The organism is Stenotrophomonas sp. STEN031, assembly GCF_056759975.1.
The window spans coordinates 40,525-61,773 of sequence record NZ_JBRREA010000018.1; the positions used below are offsets into that span (position 1 = coordinate 40,525).

The 21,249-nt window shown below is 63.7% G+C and carries 15 protein-coding genes; 2 read left to right on the plus strand and 13 right to left on the minus strand.

All coding sequences use genetic code 11. The features are described from left to right. Nucleotides 1-58: 58 nt before the first annotated feature. Nucleotides 59-2,128 (plus strand): EAL domain-containing response regulator, encoded by a 2,070-nt coding sequence (locus ACVOLQ_RS10585; protein WP_313169802.1) that lies wholly within the window; start codon nucleotides 59-61, stop codon nucleotides 2,126-2,128. Between the two features lie 231 nt (nucleotides 2,129-2,359). Here ACVOLQ_RS10585 and fabV read toward each other — a convergent pair whose 3' ends face one another. From fabV to ACVOLQ_RS10635, 10 genes are all read right to left on the minus strand, one after another. Next, nucleotides 2,360-3,619, minus strand: coding sequence for an enoyl-ACP reductase FabV (gene fabV, locus ACVOLQ_RS10590; protein WP_481527972.1), 1,260 nt, complete (start codon nucleotides 3,617-3,619; stop codon nucleotides 2,360-2,362). A 189-nt stretch (nucleotides 3,620-3,808) separates the two neighbouring features. Further along, complete coding sequence (secF, locus tag ACVOLQ_RS10595; RefSeq protein ID WP_313169799.1) at nucleotides 3,809-4,777, minus strand: protein translocase subunit SecF; 969 nt, start codon at nucleotides 4,775-4,777, stop codon at nucleotides 3,809-3,811. A 61-nt stretch (nucleotides 4,778-4,838) separates the two neighbouring features. Next, nucleotides 4,839-6,683, minus strand: a complete 1,845-nt coding sequence (gene secD / locus ACVOLQ_RS10600; RefSeq protein ID WP_481527973.1) for a protein translocase subunit SecD — start codon at nucleotides 6,681-6,683, stop codon at nucleotides 4,839-4,841. 57 nt (nucleotides 6,684-6,740) lie between these two features. Continuing rightward, nucleotides 6,741-7,070 carry a preprotein translocase subunit YajC gene (gene yajC, locus ACVOLQ_RS10605; RefSeq protein WP_282271731.1) on the minus strand — a complete coding sequence of 110 codons (330 nt, stop codon included), beginning with the start codon at nucleotides 7,068-7,070 and terminating at the stop codon, nucleotides 6,741-6,743. Nucleotides 7,071-7,196: 126 nt separating this feature from the next. Further along, nucleotides 7,197-8,336, minus strand: coding sequence for a tRNA guanosine(34) transglycosylase Tgt (gene tgt / locus ACVOLQ_RS10610; protein ID WP_282271735.1), 1,140 nt, complete (start codon nucleotides 8,334-8,336; stop codon nucleotides 7,197-7,199). 73 nt (nucleotides 8,337-8,409) lie between these two features. Next, nucleotides 8,410-9,411, minus strand: coding sequence for an ABC transporter ATP-binding protein (locus ACVOLQ_RS10615; protein WP_481527974.1), 1,002 nt, complete (start codon nucleotides 9,409-9,411; stop codon nucleotides 8,410-8,412). After that, on the minus strand, nucleotides 9,401-11,053 hold the full coding sequence (locus ACVOLQ_RS10620) for an ABC transporter permease (RefSeq protein ID WP_481527975.1): 1,653 nt from the start codon (nucleotides 11,051-11,053) through the stop codon (nucleotides 9,401-9,403). The genes ACVOLQ_RS10615 and ACVOLQ_RS10620 overlap by 11 nt, the downstream gene beginning before the upstream one ends. 72 nt (nucleotides 11,054-11,125) lie before the next feature. Beyond that, entirely contained in the window at nucleotides 11,126-12,208 is a 1,083-nt protein-coding gene (locus tag ACVOLQ_RS10625; protein ID WP_481527976.1) for a Fe(3+) ABC transporter substrate-binding protein, read from the minus strand. A 93-nt stretch (nucleotides 12,209-12,301) separates the two neighbouring features. Further along, entirely contained in the window at nucleotides 12,302-13,345 is a 1,044-nt protein-coding gene (queA, locus tag ACVOLQ_RS10630; RefSeq protein WP_481527977.1) for a tRNA preQ1(34) S-adenosylmethionine ribosyltransferase-isomerase QueA, read from the minus strand. 320 nt (nucleotides 13,346-13,665) lie between these two features. After that, nucleotides 13,666-14,097 (minus strand): Lrp/AsnC family transcriptional regulator, encoded by a 432-nt coding sequence (locus tag ACVOLQ_RS10635; RefSeq protein WP_282271858.1) that lies wholly within the window; start codon nucleotides 14,095-14,097, stop codon nucleotides 13,666-13,668. A gap of 118 nt (nucleotides 14,098-14,215) precedes the next feature. On the opposite strand from ACVOLQ_RS10635, the gene ACVOLQ_RS10640 reads away from it, so the two are divergent. Then, complete coding sequence (locus ACVOLQ_RS10640) at nucleotides 14,216-15,712, plus strand: aminotransferase class III-fold pyridoxal phosphate-dependent enzyme (RefSeq protein ID WP_313494705.1); 1,497 nt, start codon at nucleotides 14,216-14,218, stop codon at nucleotides 15,710-15,712. A 76-nt stretch (nucleotides 15,713-15,788) separates the two neighbouring features. On the opposite strand, the gene ACVOLQ_RS10645 is transcribed toward ACVOLQ_RS10640, so the two are convergent. From ACVOLQ_RS10645 to ACVOLQ_RS10655, 3 genes are all read right to left on the minus strand, one after another. Further along, nucleotides 15,789-17,213, minus strand: coding sequence for an efflux transporter outer membrane subunit (locus ACVOLQ_RS10645; RefSeq protein WP_481527978.1), 1,425 nt, complete (start codon nucleotides 17,211-17,213; stop codon nucleotides 15,789-15,791). Further along, nucleotides 17,207-17,944 (minus strand): SDR family oxidoreductase, encoded by a 738-nt coding sequence (locus ACVOLQ_RS10650; protein ID WP_481527979.1) that lies wholly within the window; start codon nucleotides 17,942-17,944, stop codon nucleotides 17,207-17,209. The genes ACVOLQ_RS10645 and ACVOLQ_RS10650 overlap by 7 nt, the downstream gene beginning before the upstream one ends. Before the next feature lie 130 nt (nucleotides 17,945-18,074). Continuing rightward, nucleotides 18,075-21,245, minus strand: coding sequence for an efflux RND transporter permease subunit (locus ACVOLQ_RS10655; RefSeq protein ID WP_481527980.1), 3,171 nt, complete (start codon nucleotides 21,243-21,245; stop codon nucleotides 18,075-18,077). Nucleotides 21,246-21,249: the final 4 nt, after the last annotated feature.

Genomic DNA, 21,249 nt, shown 5'->3' on the forward strand with positions numbered 1-21,249 from the left:
GCGCATAGACGCCACTGCCGTGCATCGTGTATTAAACCCCGTCCCCCGGGAGTCCTGAATGCAGAACGCCAAAGACATCACCTTGCGCTTGCTGATCGTTGACGACAGCGCAGAAAGCGCCGAGGCCATCGTCAGCACCTTGCGCAACAGCGGCATCGCCGTGCGTCCGTCGCGGCCGCAAAGCCCCGACGAACTGGGCCAGGCACTGAGCCAGCCCATCGATCTGGTACTGGCGGCCAACTCTTACGCTATCCCGCAGTTGCTGCTGACCCAGCAGGTCGCGGCCAGTGGCAAGGACATTCCGATGATCCTGCTGACCGACAGCATCGATGCACAGATGCTGCTGGATTCGGCCGCCAACGGCATCCGCGCCATCGCGCTGCGGCAGCAGCCGGACCACCTGTTGTCGGTGGTGCAGACCGAATGGACCGATTTGCAGGCGCGTCGCGGGCTGCGCCGGATCGAGGCGCAGATGCGCGAGACCGAGCGCCGCTGCGATGCGCTGATCTCGTCCTCGCGCGACCCCATCGCCTACATCCACGAAGGCATGCACATCCGCGCCAACGAAGCCTATCTGGACATGTTCGGATTTGAATCCTTCGAGGACGTGGAAGGCATCTCGCTGCTGGACATGGTTGCACCGCAGCATGTGGAGAACTTCAAGCAGCTGCTGAAGTCACTGAGCAAGGGCGAAGCGCCGCCGCCGCAGTACGAAGTGGACGCGCGCAACCAGGACGGCGACACCTTCCCGGCGACGATGGAGTTCACCGCCGCCACCTATGAAGGCGAGAGCTGCTTCCAGATCGTGTTCCGCCGCCGCGAGGAGTTCGACCCGGAGCTGGCCCGCGAAGTGGAGGCCCTGCGCCAGCGCGACCAGGTCACCGGCCTGCTCAACCGTCCGACCTTCATGGTGCAGCTGGAGAACGCCGTCGCCCAGGTCGGCCGCAGCGATGGCCAGTATGGCTTCCTGCTGGTCGAACCGGATCACTATGCGCGCCTGCTACCGGATATCGGCCTGGATTCGGCCGATGCGCTGATTGCCGCACTCGGCCAGAAGCTGGCCCAGGCCATTGGCGAGGACGCGCAGCTGGCGCGCTTCGGCGAGCACAACTTCGCCCTGCTCACGGAGGGTGACTACGCACACACCGCGCAGATGGCAGAACGGGTCCGCAGCGCGTTTGCCTCCTCGGTTTTCAGCATCGGCGAGCGCTCGGCCACCGTCACGGTCAGCATCGGCGGTGTACAGGTAGGCGAGAAGATCGCCAGCGTTGGCCAGGTGTTGAACCGCGCCAACGACTGCGCGCGCGCTGCCATCGAGCTGGGCGGCAATACCTTCAAGGTATTCGACCCGGGCGCGGCCGACCGCGTCGAGGAAGAACGCATCCAGAGCTGGGTGCAGCGCATCCGCCAGGCGGTGGCCGGCGATGGCTTCCATCTGCGTTTCCGCCCCGTGTTGAACCTGATGGGCGAGCCCATCCAGCTGTACGACACCTCGCTGCAGATGGAGAACAACGGCGAAATGGTCGGCCCGGCGACCTTCCTGCCGATCGCGCAGGAACACGAACTGCTGGCCCCCATCAACCGCTGGGTGGTGGCCAATGCCATCCGCGCGTTGGGCGAGCGCCGTCGCGCCGGCCACCGAACCCACCTGATGGTGCGCATCACACCGGAGTCCTTCTCCGATCCTGAGCTGCTGTCGGTGATCCGCACCGGCTTGCTGGCCGAAGGCGTGGAAGGCGCGCAGCTGTGGCTGCAGATACCCGAGGCCAAGGTCTTCACGCACCTGCGCAATGCGCAGCAATTCCTCAGCGATGTCACGGTACTGGGCTGCAAGGTAGGCCTGGAACAGTTTGGCTCCGGACTGGATTCGTTCCAGTTGCTTGCCCATTTCCAGCCCGGCTTCCTCAAGCTGGACAGCGCGTTCACCGCTGATCCGGCGCAGGCCAAGGAGCAGTTGGAGAAGACCCAGGAAATCACCACCAAGGCACAGTCTGCGGGCATCTTGACCATTGCCGAGTTTGTCGCCGATGCCTCGACGATGAGCTTGTTGTTCAGTGCCGGCGTGGATTACGTGGAAGGGGATTTTGTCGGCCCGCCGACGGCTGAGATGGATTTTGAGTTTGGTTGATGGCTTGCTCTGGGCCGCTTGTTTGCGCCAAGAGCTGCCCTCACCCCAACCCCTCTCCCGCCTGCGGGAGAGGGGCTAGCAATGCTCGCGCTCGCAGTGCACTGAGCCCCTCTCCCGCGGGGGGGTGGGGGGGGGGGGTGTGGGTATGCTGGGGGCTACAAAGCAAAAAAAATCAAAAAAAAAAACGCCCCCGAAAAGCGCGGCCTTCTTACATCCCAAAGCCCAACGAACTCAGACCTCGACAATCCCGGGAATGGCCACATCCGGATTCACATCGGCTTCGTAATCCACGCCGTCGATGCCAAACCCGAACAGGCGCAGGAAGTCCGCCTTGTAGCCGGCCAGATCGCTGATCTCGTACAGGTTCTCATTGGTCACCTGCGGCCACAGCTCCAACACCTTGCCCTGCACTTCCGGTGCCATTTCCTTGTAGTCCGCACGCAGACGACCTTCGCCGTCCACCAGCGCGATTTCACGGCCCTGCGCGTCCTGCAACTGCTGGCGAATGTGGTCAGCCGCGTTGGCGCCGCCCTGCGGGCCGTTGTACAGAATGTCGTACAGGGTATCGAGCTGCTCGATGCAGCCTTCGTGCGTACCCTGTTCCTTCATCACCTTGAACAACAGCGACAGGTACAACGGCATCGTCGGGATCGCCGAGCTGGCCTGGGTCACCACCGCTTTCAACACCGAGACGCGTGCATCACCGCCGAGGCCCTGCAACTTGTCACGGATCGCCAGCACCTTGGCATCCAGATCCTTCTTGGCAGCACCGATCGAACCATTCCAGTAAATGGCCTGGGTGATCTCTTCGCCGACGTAGGTGAACGCGGTGGTGGTGGCACCCGGTGCCAGCACGCCGGCCTCAAGCAGCGCGTCGATCCACATCTGCCAGTCTTCGCCACCCATGACCTGCACGGTGCCGGCGATTTCCTCGGCCGTTGCCGGCTGCAGCGTGGTCTCGGTCAGCACTTCCTTGTCGGTATCCAGGCCACGCAAGGTGATCGGCGCGCCGATCGGCTTGAGCGTGGAGCTGATGATCTCGCCGGTCTTGGGGTGCTTGCGACGCGGTGCGGCGAGGCTGTAGACCACCTGGTCGACCTGGCCCAGGTCAGCCTTGATGATCTCGATGACCTTCTGCTTCACCTCGTCGGAGAACGCATCGCCATTGACGCTGCGCGCATACAGGCCGGCCTGGTGTGCGTACTTCTCGAACGCGGCGGTGTTGTACCAACCCGCGGTGCCCGGCTTGGTCTCGCTGCCCGGACGCTCAAAGAACACGCCCAGGGTAGCGGCATCGCTGCCGAACGCCGCCTTGATGCGCGCGGCCAAGCCGTAGCCAGTGGACGCACCGAGCACCAGCACCTTCTTCGGGCCGTTCGCCAGCTTGGGCTGGGCCTTGATGTAATCGATCTGTTCCTTGACCGCCGCATCGCAACCAGTCGGATGGGTGGTGACGCAGATGAAGCCGCGCACACGCGGTTTGATGACCATGAAAACCTCGGTTGGCTAAACAGAAGACAGCAGCACAAGCAGTTTGCGCGCTGAACCGGGAGGATCGTAGTGCGCTGCCGCATCGAAAACAACCGACGCCACCGCATGGACCGCCCCGCCCCCGCGCGGATTGCGGGCAAAAGAAAAGCCGCGCAGGGCGCGGCTTTTCAGCAAGGCAGTGAGGGTCCGTCAGGGACGACGGGCCAGCTCTTCCTCGTCCTTGGCCTTGGGCAGCAGATCCTGCTTGCTGACCTTGAACGGACCGATGCTCAGCAGCGGCACGGCCACGATGATCGAGGAGATGACCACGATCACCGCACCCACCATGTGGGTCTCGGCCAGGCCTTCCATCGACTCGCCACCGAACATGTACAGCGCCAGTGCGGACAGGAAGAACAGCACCGCGGTGATCACCGTACGCGACAGCGTCTGGTTGATCGAACGGTTCAGCACTTCCAGCGGCTCCACGCGCAGGCTGCGGAAGTTTTCGCGCACACGGTCAAACACCACGATGATGTCGTTGATGGCAAAACCCATCACCGACAACATACCGGCCAACACGGTCAGGTCGAACTCGCGGCCGAGCAGCGACATGTACGCGACCGTCAGGATCAGGTCGAAGAACGCGGTGATGCTGGCGACGATGGCGAACTTCCATTCGAAGCGGGCCGCGATGTAGATCAGGAAGCCGATGACCATGAACAGCGTGGCGTAGATGCCGTTCATCGCCAGGTCCTTGCCGACCTGCGGGCCGACGAACTCGCCCGGCTGCACGGTAGCGACATTGTCCGCCGCGGTCACCGCAGTACGGACCTTTTCGGCAACCTGCTGCGCGGCATCGGCAGCATTGTTGTGCTCACCATCCGGCGGCAGGCGGATCATCAGGTCATTGCCGCCGCCGACGCTCTGCACCTGGGCATTGTCGAAGCCAGCCTTTTCCAGACGCTCACGCACCGTGTCGGCGTCGATGCTCTTTTCAAAGTGGGTACGCACCACCGTGCCACCGGTGAACTCCAGGGCATAGTTGAAGCCCTTGAAGCCGATGATGGCGAACGAGGCCAACAGCAACACCACCATGATCGCGAGCACCGGCTTGCGGTGACTCATGAAGTCGATGTTGGTGTCGTTCGGAACGATGTGAAGTGGAAACAGTTTCATGCAAGGAGTTCCTTGGAAAACCCGCACCGGTCAGGTGCGGGCTTCTGCGAAGAGATTCGCGTCAGATGGCCACGGAGGTCAGCTTCTTGCGCTTGGCGTAGATCAGCGTCGCCAGCGCACGCGATACGGTGATCGCAGTGAACATGGAGGCGAAAATACCGATGATCATGGTCAGCGCGAAACCCTTCAGCGGGCCGGTACCGAACGCGTACAGCGCCACACCGACGATCAAGCCAGTGAGGTTGGCGTCGAGGATGGTGCCCGAGGCGCGCTCGTAACCCTCCGCGATCGCCTTCTTGGCCGGCATGCCCAGTCGCAACTCTTCACGGATACGTTCGTTGATCAGCACGTTGGCGTCGACCGACAAGCCGACCGACAAGGCCAGACCCGCGAAGCCCGGCAAGGTCATGGTCGCGCCGAACATCGACATCACCGCCACCACGATCAGCAGGTTGAACAGCAGTGCCACCGAGGTGATCACGCCGAACATGCGGTAGTAGATGGCGAAGAACACCAGGGTGAAGATGAACGAGAACACCACTGCCTTGACGCCGCGATCCACGTTCTCCTTACCCAGGCTCGGGCCGATCACGTATTCCTCGACGAAGTCCATCGGCGCAGCCAGCGAGCCGGCACGCAGCAGCTTGGCCAGACCGTCGGCCTCGGTCTTCTCCAGGCCGGTGGTCTGGAATTCCTTGCCGAACACGCCATTGATGTTGGCGATGGAGATCACTTCTTCCTTGACCCGGAAGCTGCGCTGCTCCACACCGTTGACCATCGTCACCTGCGGAATCCGCTCGGTGTAGACCACGGCCATCGGCTTGCCGACATTGGCGCTGGTGAAATCGAACATGCGCTGGCCGCCGACGCTGTTCAGCGTCACGCTGACCGACGGCAGACCGTTCTGGTCAGTGGAGGTCGCCGCCTTGACCATCTGGTCACCGGTGACGATGGTACGCTTGTTCAACAGCACCGGCATGCCGCGGCGGTCGCGGTAGAGCTTGGCTTCCGGCGGAATGCGGCCGGTGTCCATGGCATCCTGCGCATTGCCATCGACCACCGCGCGGTACTCCAGGGTCGCGGTGGCGCCGATCATGCGCTTGGCTTCGGCCGTGTCCTGCACGCCCGGCAGCTCGACCACGATGCGGTCTTCGCCCTGACGCTGGATGATCGGCTCGGCCACGCCCAGTTCGTTGACGCGGTTACGCAGGGTGGTCAGGTTCTGCTCGATGGCGCCGGAGGCGATCTGCAGCATTTCCGCCTGTGGCACGGTGGCGGTGATGCGCTCACCGCTCACCGAGTAACCGAAGGTCGGCTGCGCCTTGGCCAGTGCCGCACGCGCCTTGTCGGCATCGGCAGCATTGGCCAGGACGATGGCGATATCACTTTCGCCGCGACGCTCGACCGAACGGTAGGACACGCGGTTGTCACGCAGGGTGGTACGCACGTCTTCGGTAAAGGCTTCGAAGCGCTTGTCCACTGCGGCCTTCTGGTCCACCTGCAAGGCGAAGTGCACGCCACCGACCAGATCCAGACCCAGCACCATTGGCTTGCCGCCGAGATTGGCCAGCCAGTCCGGCACGGTCGAGGCCAGGTTCAGGGCGACGGTGTAGTTTTCGCCGGCCGTTTCACGCAGCACCTCATTGGCGCGCGACTGGGCGTCCAGCGAAGTCAGGCGGACGATCAGATTGTTCTCGCCCTCCTTCTCCACCGACTTGGCGGTGACACCGGCCTCGCCCAGCGCCTTGTTGACGCGCTCTTTCAGCGCATCATCAATCTGCCCACCCCGGTTTGCGGTGATCTGAACGGACGGATCCTTCTGGTAGATGTTGGGCAGCGCGTACAGCGCGCTGACCGCCAGAACGATCAGAATCAGGAAGTACTTCCAGCGCGGAAATTCAAGCATTGCAGGATCCTGCGCGACGCCGGTGCGGCGTCACGACGTGACGGAAAGGGATCAGTCTCAGGCGGCGTTCTTCAGCGTGCCCTTGGGCAGGACGTTGCCGACCGAGCCCTTCTGCACGCGGATGCGGACGTTGTCGGCCACTTCCACGGTGATGAAGTTGTCGCCGATGTCGGTAACCACGCCGGCGATGCCGCCGGAGGTCAGCACTTCGTCACCCTTGGCGATCTTCTCCAGCATTGCCTTGTGTTCCTTCTGGCGCTTCATCTGCGGGCGGATCATCAGGAAGTACATCACTGCGATCAGTGCGATGGGCAGCAGGAAGGTGCCCATGCCCGGTGCGGCCGGAGCAGCCTGGGCGACGGGAAGCAGGATAGCCATCAGAGTCATTTTGTAATCCTTGATGTTGGGCGGCACCCACCCGGGCCGGATGGCCTGCAGCAGTTACCGCGAAACGGGGTCAGCCGTGAAGTATGCCACGCGTCCGGGAGCGCGTCCCGGACCGTGTGAAGACCGCTACTCCCCCGACAACGCCGGGACACTCAGGCCCCGGGCTGCATAGAAGGACTCGCGGAAGGCCAGGAAGGTTCCCGCCTCGATGGCCGCACGCATGTCGGCCATCAGTTTTTCGTAATAGAACAGGTTGTGCAGGGTGCCCAGCATCGGCGCCAGCATCTCGTTGCAGCGGTCCAGATGGCGCAGGTAGGAGCGGGTGTAGCCACCGGTGCAGGCATGGCAGCCGCAGCCCGGCTCGATCGGGTTCATGTCCCGCTCGTACTTGGCATTGCGGATGCGAACGGTGCCGAACGAGGTGAAATAATGGCCGTTGCGGGCATTTCGGGTGGGCATGACGCAGTCGAACATGTCCACGCCGCGGGCCACGCCTTCCACCAGGTCCTCCGGCCGGCCAACGCCCATCAGGTAGCGCGGGCGGTCGGCAGGCAGGATCGGATGCATGTGGTCGAGCATGGCATTGCGCTCGTGCTCGGGCTCGCCCACCGCCAGGCCGCCGATCGCATAGCCATCGAAGCCGATCTGCTGCAGGCCTTCGGCCGAGCGGCTGCGCAGCTCGGTGTGCACACCGCCCTGGACGATGCCGAACAGCGCCGCGTCGTTGCCCATGGCGTCATGCGCGTTACGGCTGCGCTGGGCCCAGCGCAGGCTGAGCTCCATCGACTTGCGCGCCACCGGCTCGGTGGCCGGGTACGGTGTGCATTCGTCGAAGATCATGACGATGTCCGAATCCAGCACCTTCTGGATCTTCATGCTCTCTTCCGGCCCCAGGAAGACCCGGGCGCCGTCGGTCGGCGAGGCGAAGGTGACGCCTTCTTCGGTGATCTTGCGGCGATGCGCCAGCGAAAACACCTGAAAACCACCCGAATCGGTCAGGATCGGGCCATTCCACTGGCAAAAACCATGCAGGCCGCCGTGGTCGGCAATGACATCCAGGCCCGGACGCAGGTACAGATGGAAGGTGTTGCCGAGGATGATCTCGGCCCCGAGCGCGCGCACCTGTTCTGGCAGCACGCCCTTGACCGAGCCATAGGTGCCGACCGGCATGAAGGCCGGGGTCTGCACGGTGCCGCGCGGGAAGGACAGCTGGCCGCGACGGGCGCGGCCATCGGTGTTCTGGAGCTTGAACTGCAATCTGGACATGGAAGCATTGAGGCGTCAGTTGCGCCAATTGTCGCGGATATGGGCCAGCAGGGCGAATTTCAGCCGCACACGCTCAGTCGTCGAAGCGCAGCGGGACCGGATCGTGCCAGGCCAGGCCTAGTTCGGCACCAATCTCTGGCAGCGCACCAGGGCCGAAATCCAGTTCCAGCCGCGCTCCATCGAGCAAGCGCACCCAGACGCTGCTGCCCGGTCCGCGGAACACCACGGTCTCGACCTTCGCGCGCAAGGCGGCAGCGGGGTCCAGCTGCAGGCTTTGCGGGCGCACCAGCACCTGCCCGCCCCCAGCCAGACCCAGTTGCGCCGCCTCGACGACCGTGCCGCGGCCGATGAAGCTGGCCACGAACGCATCCAGCGGCGCCTGGTACAGGGCCTGCGCCGTATCCCATTGCCGCAGGCGACCGCCGTGCATCACACCGATGCGGTCGGCCATGGCAAACGCCTCGCCCTGGTCATGGGTCACCATCAACACCGTGGTGCCGGCCGCCTTGAGCAGGTCGCGCAGCTCGCCGGCGAGCCGCTGGCGAGTATCGACATCCAGGTTCGAGAAGGGCTCGTCCAGCAGCAGCAGATCCGGCGCCGGCGCCAAGGCCCGAGCCAGCGCCACGCGCTGTTGCTGGCCACCGGACAACTCATGCGGATAGCGCCGCTCCAGGCCAGGCAAGGCCACATACTGCAACAACGCCTGCACCCGCGCCTGGCGCTGCACACGTGGCAGGCCGCGCAGGCCAAAAGCAATGTTCGCCGCCACATCCAGATGCGGAAACAGCGCGTAATCCTGGAACATCATCCCCACCCGGCGCTGCTCTGCCGGCAGCGCCTGTTGCGCCTTGGCCAACTGCCGCCCGGCAAGCACGATGCTGCCCTGCTGCAGGGGTTCGAATCCAGCGATGCTACGCAATACCGTGGTCTTGCCGCAGCCCGATGCTCCCAGCAGACAGCCGATCTCGCCGCGCCCAAGCTGCAGCGACAAGCCCTCCACCACTGGCTTGAAACCACCCGCGACGGGATAGCCGATATGCAGGTCTTCCAGTACCAGCTGTGCGTCAACGTGCATCTTCCACTCCATAAGCCGCACCGGCGCGGGCCAGCAGGATCACTGGCAGCAAGCCGCTGACAACAATCAACAGGGCCGCCACCGCGCCTTCTTCATAGGTCCCGCGTGCCGCCTCGGCATACAGCCAGGTGGCAAGCGTTTCGAAATTCATTGGCCGCAGCACCAGGGTGGCCGACAACTCCTTCATCGTGTCGACGAACACCAGCAGCGCAGCCGCGGCCAAGGCCGGGCGCAACAATGGCAGGTGTACGCGCCGCAGCATGCCGGTCGCACCCTCGCCCAGATTCGCAGCGGCCTGATCCAGCGACAAGGGAATGCGCGCCAACCCCGATTCGATCCCACCGACCGACACCGCGAGAAAGCGCAACGTGTAAGCCAGTACCAGCACGCTCACCGACCCCATCAACAACAGCCGTGGCTGACTTCCAGCCAGTTCCAGCAAACTGCCCGCCATTGCATCCAATGCGCCCAACGGCAGCAACAAACCGATGGCAAGCACCGTGCCGGGGATCGCATAGCCCAGCACGGCGATGCGGCTGCTGGTGACTGCCAGCGCCCTACGCCGCCGCGACTGCGTCAGACGCAGCGCCCACGCCACCAGCAGACCAAGCACCATCGCCACCACTGTCGCCAGCAACGCAACGCGTAGCGTATTCCACAGCGCGACCAGCAGCTGCGGCGAGACGCCGGCTACCTGCAGCCGTTCCGCCGCCTCCCAGAGCAGATAGGCCGCCGGCACCGCAAAGCCCAGCAACACCGGCAGCAGCCCCAGCAGCAATGCGAGCAAGGCGGGCGCGCCACGCAGTTGCTGCGGCTGCAACGGACGCGGCCGCAGTACGCTGGCATAGCGTTGCCTGCGCCGGCCATAGCGTTCCAGCGTCAACAACAAGGCCACCACAGCGAGCATCGCCAGCGCGATCTGCGCTGCGCCTGCAAGGTCGCCGCGACTTACCCAGGTGGTATAGATCGACACGGTGAGGGTCTGCACGCCGAGGAACTCGGAGGCACCGATGTCATTGAGTGTTTCCAGCAAGGCCAACGCCACGCCCACGGCAATTGCCGGGCGCGCCAAGGGCAGCGCCACCCGCCAGAAGACCTGCAGTGGCGTAGCACCCAGGCTGCGCGCCGCCTCCAGCAACCCTGCAGCCTGGGTCATGAACAAGGCGCGGGTAGTCAGATACACGTAGGGATAGAGCACGAGGCCCAGCAACACGATGCAGCCTGCCAGATGGCGGATGTCGGGAAGGCGGAACTGACGGGGACTGTCATAGCCCAGCAGGTCGCGGATCAGCCCCTGCACGGGACCAAGCGGATGCAGGACATCCAGATACGCGAAGGCCGCGATGTAAGTGGGTACCGCCAAGGGCAGCAACAGCGTCCACGCCAGCATTTTTCGGCCCGGGAACGCAAACGCCGTCACAAGCCATGCACTACCGGTGCCAAGCACGCCGACCAATACACCAACGCCCAGCAACAACAGGCCGGTATTGAGCAGCGCAGTCGGCAACACATTGGCCCATAGATGCGCCCACAGCCCGACGCTGCCATCGCTCGCTGCCCACGCCAAGCCCAGTACCGGCGCCAACATCAGCACCGCCACCAATACCGCGCCCAGCAGCCACGGGTTCCATCGCCACGTCATCAAGCACTATCCATCACAAAACAACAGGCCGGCACCGCAAGCACGGCACCGGCCCGTAGGGAACCGCAAGGGTCAGTTATCGAAGCCGACCTTGTCCACCAGCTCGCTGGCCAGTTTGCGGTTGGCGACCACCTCGGCCAGGGGCAGCGGGTCCACCTTCATCGGCCCGAAGCTGGCAACCACCGGATCCAGTGCCACGCCCGGCTTGACCGGATATTCGTAGTTGGCACGTGCGTACAGGCTTTGTGAGCTGTCGCTGACCAGGTATTCCAGCAGCTTGACCGCATTGTCGTGGTTGGGCGCATGGCGGGCGACAGCGGCACCGGAGATATTGACGTGGGTACCGGTATCGGCGGCGCTGGCAAACACCGGCCGTACCACCTGGATGGCGTCGCCCCAAGCGCGCTGCTCGGAGCCTTCCTCGGCATTCTTCATGCGGCCGACGTAGTACGCATTGGCCACACCGATATCGCAGATACCGGCAAGGATGTCGCGTGCAACATCGCGATCACCACCGGCAGCCTTGCGCGCCAGGTTGGCCTTGACCCCGCGCAACCAGGCCTCGGTCTTCTCCGCACCGTCATGCGCGATCATCGCCGCGAACAAGCTCGTGTTGTAAGGATGCTGGCCGGAACGGATGCATACCCGGCCCTTCCATTTCGGGTCGGCAAGGTTTTCGTAAGTGAAGCCGGTCAAGTCCAGATCCTTGTCGGCGTAGACCACGCGGTCGCGCAGCGACAGCGCAAACCACTGCCCCTCGGGCGAACGCAGATGCGCCGGGATGGCAGCTTCCAGCACCGGCGACTTCACCGCCTGGGTGTGGCCGGCTTCAACCACGTCGAGCAGGCGACCGGTATCCACCGTCATCAGCACGTCGGCCGGCGAGCGTTCGCCTTCGGCAGCGAGCCGCTCGGTCAAGCCATCCTTCAGCAATACGGTGTTGACCTTGATGCCGGTATCCGCGGTGAAGGCATCCAGCAACGGCTGCACCAGGGCGGGTTCACGCGTGGTGTAGAGGTTGACCTCACCAGCGGCGGCCGCTGCCTGCGACGCGGCGGCAGAGGCGGGGTTGTCGCCGGTCTTGGCGCAGGCACCAAGCAGGACGAGGGAACACAGGGCAGCCAGATGGCCGGCGGCACGCTTCGGATGACGCATGGATTACTCCGGAAGTGGTCGTCGGTCCCGACCACGATGGCCGGACACGGATCAAATGAGAACTTATCTCATTTGATCCGTCCGCGCACTGCGTCAAACCGCCGCACCCTCGCCGGCCGGGAACAACAGCATCGCATCGCCATAACTGAAGAAGCGGTACTTCTGCGCGATAGCGTGGGCATAGGCCTCGAAAACACGCTCCTTGCCAGCAAACGCGCTGATCATCATCAGCAGGGTGCTTTCCGGCAGATGGAAGTTGGTCACCATCGCATCGACGCTGCGGATGCGGTAACCCGGGGTGATGAATATCTGGGTTTCGCCTGCATACGGGTGCAACTCGCCCTCGCGCATGGCGCTCTCCAGCGCCCGCACCACGGTGGTGCCGACGCCGATCACACGACCACCGGCAGCACGGGTCCGCCGCACCTGCTCGACCAGCTCCGCGCCGACATTCAGCCATTCACGGTGCATGATGTGCTGGGACAGGTCATCCACGCGTACCGCCTGGAACGTGCCAGCACCAACGTGCAAGGTGATATGGCCAAACTGGACACCGCGCTCGCGCAGGCGGGCCAGCAAGGGCTCGTCGAAATGCAGGCCGGCCGTTGGCGCAGCCACGGCACCCACCTGCTTGGCGAACACCGTCTGGTAGCGCTCGCGGTCGTCCACTCCCGGCTCGCGATGAATATAGGGCGGCAATGGCAGGCGGCCCTCGTGCACCAGCCAGGATTCCAGCGACTCCGGGATATCGAAGCGCAACACATAGAACTCGCCATCGCGACCAAGCACTTCGGCTTCGCCGCCGGCGTCAAGCTGAATGCGGCTTCCCGGCTTGGGGGACTTGCTGGCACCGATCTGCGCACGCGCCTGCTGGCCACCAAGCAGACGCTCGATAAGGATCTCGACGCGGCCGCCACTGGTCTTCTGGCCAAACAAGCGTGCCGGGATGACACGGGTGTCGTTGAACACCAGCAGGTCACCGGGCTGCAGCAACTCGGCCAGATCGCGCACCTGGCGGTCATCGAACGGCGCCGGTGCTGGTGGAACCAGCAGCAGGCGGCTGGCCGAACGCTCGGCCAAGGGAGCCTGGGCAATCAATTCCTCAGGCAGGTCATAGGTGAAATCGGACTTCTTCAAGGCCGGAACTTCGTGCGGGTAGCCGGCTATTGTAGCTCTCGCCGGCGGAAGGACTCGTTTTTAGGCCGTGGCCTTGGCTCCGCCTCCGCTATATGCCGTCATTCCCGTGAAGGCGGGAATCGCTTTGGCTTTGGCTCTGGCTCTGGCTTTGGCTCTGAATTCGCACGGGTCACGTCAAATCAGCAGCCAAAGGCAAGAGCGATTCCCGCCTTCGCGGGAATGACGGCTGTAGAGCAAGGGCAAAGCAAAGCGAAGCCAAAGCCAAAGCCAAAGCCATACCCAAAGCCAAAGCAGCGTCGATCCAGCGCGGCTGGCCTACCTCAACGCTCAAACTTGGTGGAAAGAATGATCGCGCTGTTGGTCCGCTCCACCCCATCAACAGCGCCGATCGCATCGGTCACCACATCCATCTCACTGACCCCGCCCACCACAACCATCGCGATCAGGTCGTGGTTGCCACTGACCGAATGCAGCGAACGCACCTCGGTGATGTCCCGCAGCGCCTTGACCACGGCCGGCATCTTCTTTGGCAGCACGGTGATCAGCACGTGTGCACGCACTTGGCCCTGCTCGTAGTCCTCGTGAGTGCGTACCGTGTAACCGGCAATCACCCCCAACTGCTCAAGCCGGTCGATGCGGCTCTGCACCGTGGTCCGGGACAAGCCAAGCCGGCGGGCGATCTGCGCAGTGGAAGCCCGCGCGTCCTCACGCAATACGGACAACAGGCGTTCGTCGGCAGGGGAAATATTCACATTGCAAACCAGCTTCGTCGATTTGACGAAATTACCCGAAAATCCGTCGAGATCATAGCTGCCATATGTCCAGAATCTCCAGATAATGGGTATATACAAGAAACTTCTGGAGATGAGCATGACCGTACTCGGCCCCCTCGCCCCGCTTCGCGCGCACGCCGGCCAGCGCCTGACCCAAGGCTTGGACGACGCCAGCGTTGAACGCCTGGCCGTCGCTCACCCGGACCTGGCCGGCGCCATTGCCGCTGCCGCCAGCGAATACGCCCGTATCAAGGACGAAGCCGCCGACCTGCTGGATCTGGACGAGCACGACCAGATCGCCGCCATGCAGGCGGGTTTCGTCAACTTCTATGCCGACGACGCCGTCGTCCCCTATATCGCCCTTGCCGCCTGCGGCCCGTGGGTGGTCTCGCTCAAGGGCGCCGTGCTGTATGACGCCGGCGGCTACGGCATGCTTGGCTTCGGCCACACCCCGGCCGACGTGATGGCCGCCGCCGCCAAGCCGCAGGTGATGGCCAACATCATGACCCCGAGCCTGGCCCAGCGCCGCTTCGTGCAGGCCATGCAGAAAGAGATCGGCCACAGCCGCGGTGGCTGTCCGTTCTCGCACTTCATGTGTTTGAACTCCGGCTCCGAGGCCGTTGGACTGGCCGCACGTATTGCCGACATCAACGCCAAGCTGCAAACCGATCCGGGCGCTCCGCATGCCGGTGCCACCATCAAGCGTGTGGTCATCAAGGGCAGCTTCCACGGTCGCACCGACCGACCGGCACTGTACTCCGACTCCAGCCGCAAGGCCTATGACCAGCACCTGGCCAGCTACCGCGGCGAGAACAGCGTCATCACCGTACCGCCCTACGACGAAGCGGCGATGCGCAAGGTGTTTGCCGATGCCAAGGCCAACAACTGGTTCATCGAAGCGGTGTTCCTGGAGCCGGTGATGGGTGAAGGCGACCCGGGCCGCGCGGTGCCGGCAAGCTTCTACAAGCTGGTCCGCGAACTCACCCGCGAGCACGGCAGCCTGTTGCTGATCGATTCCATCCAGGCCGCACTGCGTGCGCACGGCACCCTGTCCTTCGTCGACTACCCGGGCTACGAGACGCTGGATCCGCCGGACATGGAAACCTATTCCAAGGCCTTGAACGGCGCGCAGTTCCCGCTGTCGGTGCTGGCCGTCACCGAGCATGCCGCCAAGCTCTACCGCAAGGGTGTGTACGGCAACACCATGACCACCAACCCGCGCGCGCTGGATGTGGCTGTTGCCACCCTCGCCCGCCTGTCGCCGGAAGTGCGCCAGAACATCCGCGTGCGCGGTGAACAGGCCGTGCAGAAGCTGGAAGCACTCAAGGCCAAGCTGGGCGGTCTGATCACCAAGGTGCAGGGCACCGGCCTGCTGTTCTCCTGCGAACTGGCCCCGCAGTTCAAATGCTATGGCGCCGGCTCCACCGAAGAGTGGCTGCGCATGCATGGCGTCAATGTGATCCACGGCGGCGAGAACTCGCTGCGCTTCACCCCGCACTTCGGCATGGATGAAGAGGAGCTCGACGTGCTGGTGGATATGGTGGGTCGCGCGCTGGTTGAAGGCCCGCGCCGGGCGCAAGCTGACGCTGCCTGATTTTCGGTGATGCGTAACGAAACAGGCGGCCATTGGCCGCCTGTTTCTGTTTGCAGATCCAGAAGCTCCCGCTCTCTCAACGCACGCTTGTAACCGCTAATGCCGGGCCCGGCTGTCCACCCCAGCCACCCAGCGCCTTGTAGACAGCAACGACACTGACATTCACCGACGCTTCCGCCGCCGCCAACGCATCGTCGGCAGCCAGCTGATTGCGCTGCGCATCCAGCAAGGCCAGGAAGTCTTCCGAGCCTTCGCGATAACGCAGCTGCGCAAGCGATTCCGCCTTGCGTGCGGCCTGTGCCTGCTCAGCCACGATGCCCAACCGCGCCTGCTGCTTGGCATATCGGGTCAGCGCGTTCTCGGCGTCTTCCAATGCCAGCAACACCGCCTTCTCGTACTCGGCCGCCGCTCCATCGGCCTGCGCCTTGCTCGCACGCAGGCGTGCACGCACGGTGCCAAAGTCGAATGCCGCCCAGCTGATCGACGGGGTCAATGACCAGGCCTTGTTGTTGCCATTCACCAGACCCGAAGCATCACCGCCGAGAAAGCCGACGAAACCACTCAGGCTGATACGTGGGAACAGATCGGCCGTCGCCACGCCAACACGCGCCGTGGCTGCAGCCAGACGACGCTCGGCCATGCGCACATCGGCACGCTGCCGCAGCAGGTCGCTGGTGTCTCCCAGCGGCAAGGCCTTGGCAAATGCAGGCACTTCGCGTGGCTGCAGCAGTGTGTCCAGCGAACCGGGACGCTGCCCAAGCAGCACGGCAAGACGATGCCGCGACTGCACCTCGGACACCTCCAGCAACGGAATATCCGCCTCGATCGCCTTCAAGCGGGCGCGACTGCTCTGCACGTCCAGCTCACTGCCTGCACCCAGTTCCAATCGGGTCTCGGTCAACCGTTGGGTTTCACGCAGATTGAGCAGCGTGTCGCGGGCAACGGCAATACGCTTCTGCGAGCCACGTAGTTCGAAATAGTTGCGTGCCACTTCTGCCGCCACCATCACCTGCGCATCGGCCAGATTGTCGCGCTCGGCGCCCAGGTCGGCGCGCGCGGCTTCGGCCGCACGACGCTGCCTGCCGAACAGATCCAGTTCCCAGCCAGCATCGAAGCCGAGCTGATAGGTCTCGCTACCGACGCGCTCGCCGCCCAGCGTTGCATCGGGTTGCTTGCGCCTGTCCTGGCTGCCACCTGCAGTGATATGCGGCAGCTGATCCAGACGCTGTTCGGTAAACACCGCACGGGCAGCGCGTACGCGGGCCATGGCGATCCGCAGATCCAGGTTGTCGCCTAGCGCATCGTGCACAAGCTGACCCAGAACCGGATCATCAAACTGCGCCCACCAGCTCGCAACCGGCGGCGCACTGGAGAACGCCGGGTCAGCCGCGCCGTGCAGGCTGACCGGCTCCACTGGTGCTGCCTTGTAGTCCGGACCCACCGTCATGCAACCGGCCAGCAAGGCACTGGCCATTGCGGTCACCAACAGGCGCATCACCATGGCAACACCTCCCCGAGGTAGCTGAAGCTGCCGGTGGGGCCATCGGCAGCGATCAAGGCCATGCCCACGCTGGAACGCGCGCCTTCGGCGACATCGATTTCACCTTCGCCACCGTTCATGTCGGTCCTGACGTAGCCCGGGTGCACCGCATTGACCTTGATCGGGCCTTCGCGCAGCTCATGCGCAAGCTGCACGGTCCAGGCGTTCAGCGCGCTCTTGGAAGCGTTGTAGGCCGGCACGATGAAACCGTAGATCGAAGAGCCCGGCTGCGCATGCAGGGTCAACGAACCGAGGATGCTGGACACATTGACGATGCGTCCGGCCGGTGCAGCGCGCAGCAGCGGCAGGAAGGCCGCCGTCACTTCAACCACGGCGAACAGATTGGTATTGAAAGTACTACGCCAGGTGCCCAGCGACTGGCCACTGGCACCGGCCTGCAGGTCATCGACCAGCACGCCGGCGTTGTTGACCAGGATATCGAGCTTGCCGTGCTGCTGCGTCACCCGTTCAACCGCAACTGCGATGCTGTCGGGGTCATTGACATCGAGCTGGATGGCTTCCACCGGCAGGCCTTCTGCCTGCAGTTCCCGCGCCTTTGCGGCGGCGGTCTCGTAGTTGCGCCCGGCGAGCAGCGTATGCACGCCTGCGGCGGCCAGCTGGCGCACGGTCTCAAGGCCGATGCCGCGGGTGGCACCGGTAACCAGGGCAACCTTCGTGTTCTGGGTATTCATCTGCTTTTCCTTGGGGGAATGAATTGATACAAGACCGATAACATTTCAAACCATCCTTGCCGGTGACGGTGGCAAGGACCTGCGAAAGGCAGCATATCTGCTGCCTCCCGCAACGGAGTTACACCTGCCATCAATGGTGGATGGTCGGCTCACCATGCTGTACCAGCTTGCCGCCACCGTTACGTGACACGAATTTGCGCAGCGCCACGTAGAACACCGGGGTCAGGAACAGGCCGAACAAGGTCACACCCAGCATGCCGGCAAACACGGTAATGCCCGTCACTGAGCGCACCTCGGCACCTGCGCCATGCGACAGCACCAACGGTACCGTGCCGGCGATGAAGGCGATCGAGGTCATCACGATCGGGCGCAGACGCAGACGGCAGGCTTCCAGTGCCGCCTCGACGATGCCCTTGCCACCCATCTCCAACTCACGGGCAAACTCGACGATCAGGATCGCGTTCTTGCACGCCAGGCCCATCAACACCACCAAGCCTACCTGCACGAAGACGTTGTTATCACCGCCGGTGAGCCATACCCCGAACAATGCCGACAGCAAGGTCATCGGCACGATCAGGATCACCGCCAGCGGCAGCGACCAGCTCTCGTACAGCGCCGCCAGCACCAGGAAGGCCAGCAGGATCGCCACCGGGAATACGATGAAGGCAGCCTTGCCCTGGGTCGCCTGCTGGTAGCTCAGGTCGGTCCATTCGGTGACCATGCCGGCCGGCAACACCTGCCCGGCAATCTCGGTGAGCTTGTTCATCGCCTCGGCCGAGGACAGCATGCGCGGATCGGCTTCACCGGCCAGATCAGCCGCCGGATAACCGTTGAAGCGCAGCACCGGATCCGGGCCATAGGTTTCCTTGACGGTCACCATCGAACCGATCGGCACCATCTCGCCGCGGTCATTGCGAGTACGCAGCTTGCCGATGTCCTCCACGCTGTCACGGAACTGTCCGTCTGCCTGCGCGATCACCTGCCAGGTGCGGCCAAACTGGTTGAAGTCGTTAACGTACGCCGAACCCAGGTAGGTCTGCAGCGTGTCAAACAACTCGGTCAGCTGCACGCCCTGCGCCTTGGCCTTGACCCGGTCCACTTCCGCATCCAGCTGTGGCACGTTGGCCTGGTAACTGGTGATCGGATAGGCCATGCCCGGCGTCTGTGCCACGGCGCCCTGCATGCTCTGCACCGCATTTTGCAAGGCACCATAGCCGAGATTGCCACGGTCCTCGATGAACATCTGGTAGCCGTTGCCATTACCCAAACCAAGGATCGGCGGCGGCATCATCGCGAACGCAAACCCTTCCTGCAGCCCGGCGATCTTCTGGTTGATCTCGGCATTGATCTGCGCGGCAGTACGGCCTTTTCGCTCATTGAACGGCTTGAGCGGGATGAAGGCCACGCCGGTGTTGGGCGTATTGGTGAACTGCAGTGCATTCAAACCCGGGAACGAGATGGTGTGGGCGACGCCATCGGTTTCCTGGGCAATCTTGGCAACCTTGCGCAGCATTTCATCGGTACGCGCAATGGAGGAGCCTTCCGGCAGTTTCACACCGGCGATCAGGTACAGCTTGTCCTGGGTCGGAATGAAACCCGGCGGCACCAGCTTGAAGATCACGCCGGTGCCCACCAGCAGCACCGCATACACCACGAACACCGCACCGCGACGGCCGAGGATGCGCGATACGCCACGCTCATACTTCTCCGAGCTGGTCTTGAAGAAGCGGTTGAACGGACGGAACACCCAACCAAACAACTTGTCGATCAAACGGCTGGGCGCATCCTTGGCCGCACCATGCGGCTTGAGCAGACGCGCGGCAAGCGCCGGCGACAGGGTCAGCGAGTTGATCGCCGAGATCACCGTGGAAATGGCAATCGTCACCGCGAACTGCTTGTAGAACTGGCCGGTAACGCCGGACAGGAAGGCCATCGGAACGAACACCGCACACAGCACCAACGCAATCGCGACGATGGGGCCGGACACTTCCTTCATGGCCTGGTGCGCCGCCGCCGTGGGCGACAGGCCTTCCTCGATATTGCGCTCGACGTTCTCCACCACCACGATCGCGTCATCGACCACGATACCAATCGCCAGTACCAGGCCGAACAGACTCAGCGTATTGATCGAGAAGCCCAGCAGGTACAGCGCAGCGAAGGTACCGACCACCGACACCGGCACTGCGATCAGCGGAATGATCGACGCACGCCAGGTCTGCAGGAACAGGATCACCACCAGCACCACCAGCGCGATGGCCTCCAGCAAGGTGGTCACCACCGCCTTGATCGAGTCACGCACGAAGATGGTGGTGTCGTACACCGCCTCGTACTTGACGTCGGCCGGGAAGGTCTTCTGCAGTTCGTCCATGGTGCCGATCACGGAATCACGGATCTCCAGCGCATTGGCGCCCGGTGCCTGGAAGATGCCGATGCCGACCGCGTTCTTGCCATCCAGCTGCGAGCGCAAGGTGTAGTCGCCCGCGCCCAGTTCGATGCGAGCGACATCGGACAAGCGCACCGTTTCACCGTCAACACCGCTCTTGAGCACGATGTCACCGAACTCCTGTTCGCTGCGCAGACGGCCCTGCGCGTTGATCAAGGTCAGGAACTGGCTATTGGGCATCGGCTCGGCGCCCAACTGGCCGGCCGATACCTGCACGTTCTGTTCGCGCATCGCGCGCACCACGTCACTGGCAGTCAGTCCACGCGCGGCGACCTTGTCCGGGTCCAGCCATGCACGCATGGCGTAATCGCCGCCACCGAAGATCTGCGCGTCACCAACACCCGGAATACGCGCCAGCCCGTCCTTGACGTGCAGGCGTGCGTAGTTGCGCAGGTACAAGGTGTCGTAGTTACCCTTGGGCGAAGTGAGATGCACGACCATCAGGAAGGTCGGCGACTGCTTCTGGGTGGTCACACCCTGGCGCCGCACGTCCTCGGGTAAACGCGCCTGTGCCTGGGCGACACGATTCTGCACCTTCACCGCTGCTTCGTCCGGGTCGGTGCCCGGACGGAAGGTGACGGTCATCTGCAGCACGCCATCGGAACCGGCCACCGACTTGAGGTACATCATGCCTTCGACGCCGTTGATCGCTTCCTCCAGCGGCGTGGCCACCGTCTCGGCGATCACCTTGGGGTTGGCACCCGGATACACGGTACGCACCACCACCGACGGCGGCACCACTTCCGGGTACTCGCCAATCGGCAGGAACGGGATGCTGACCAGGCCAGCGGCGAAGATCACGATCGACAACACCGCCGCGAAGATCGGCCTGTCGATGAAGAATCTGGAAAAATCCATGGGA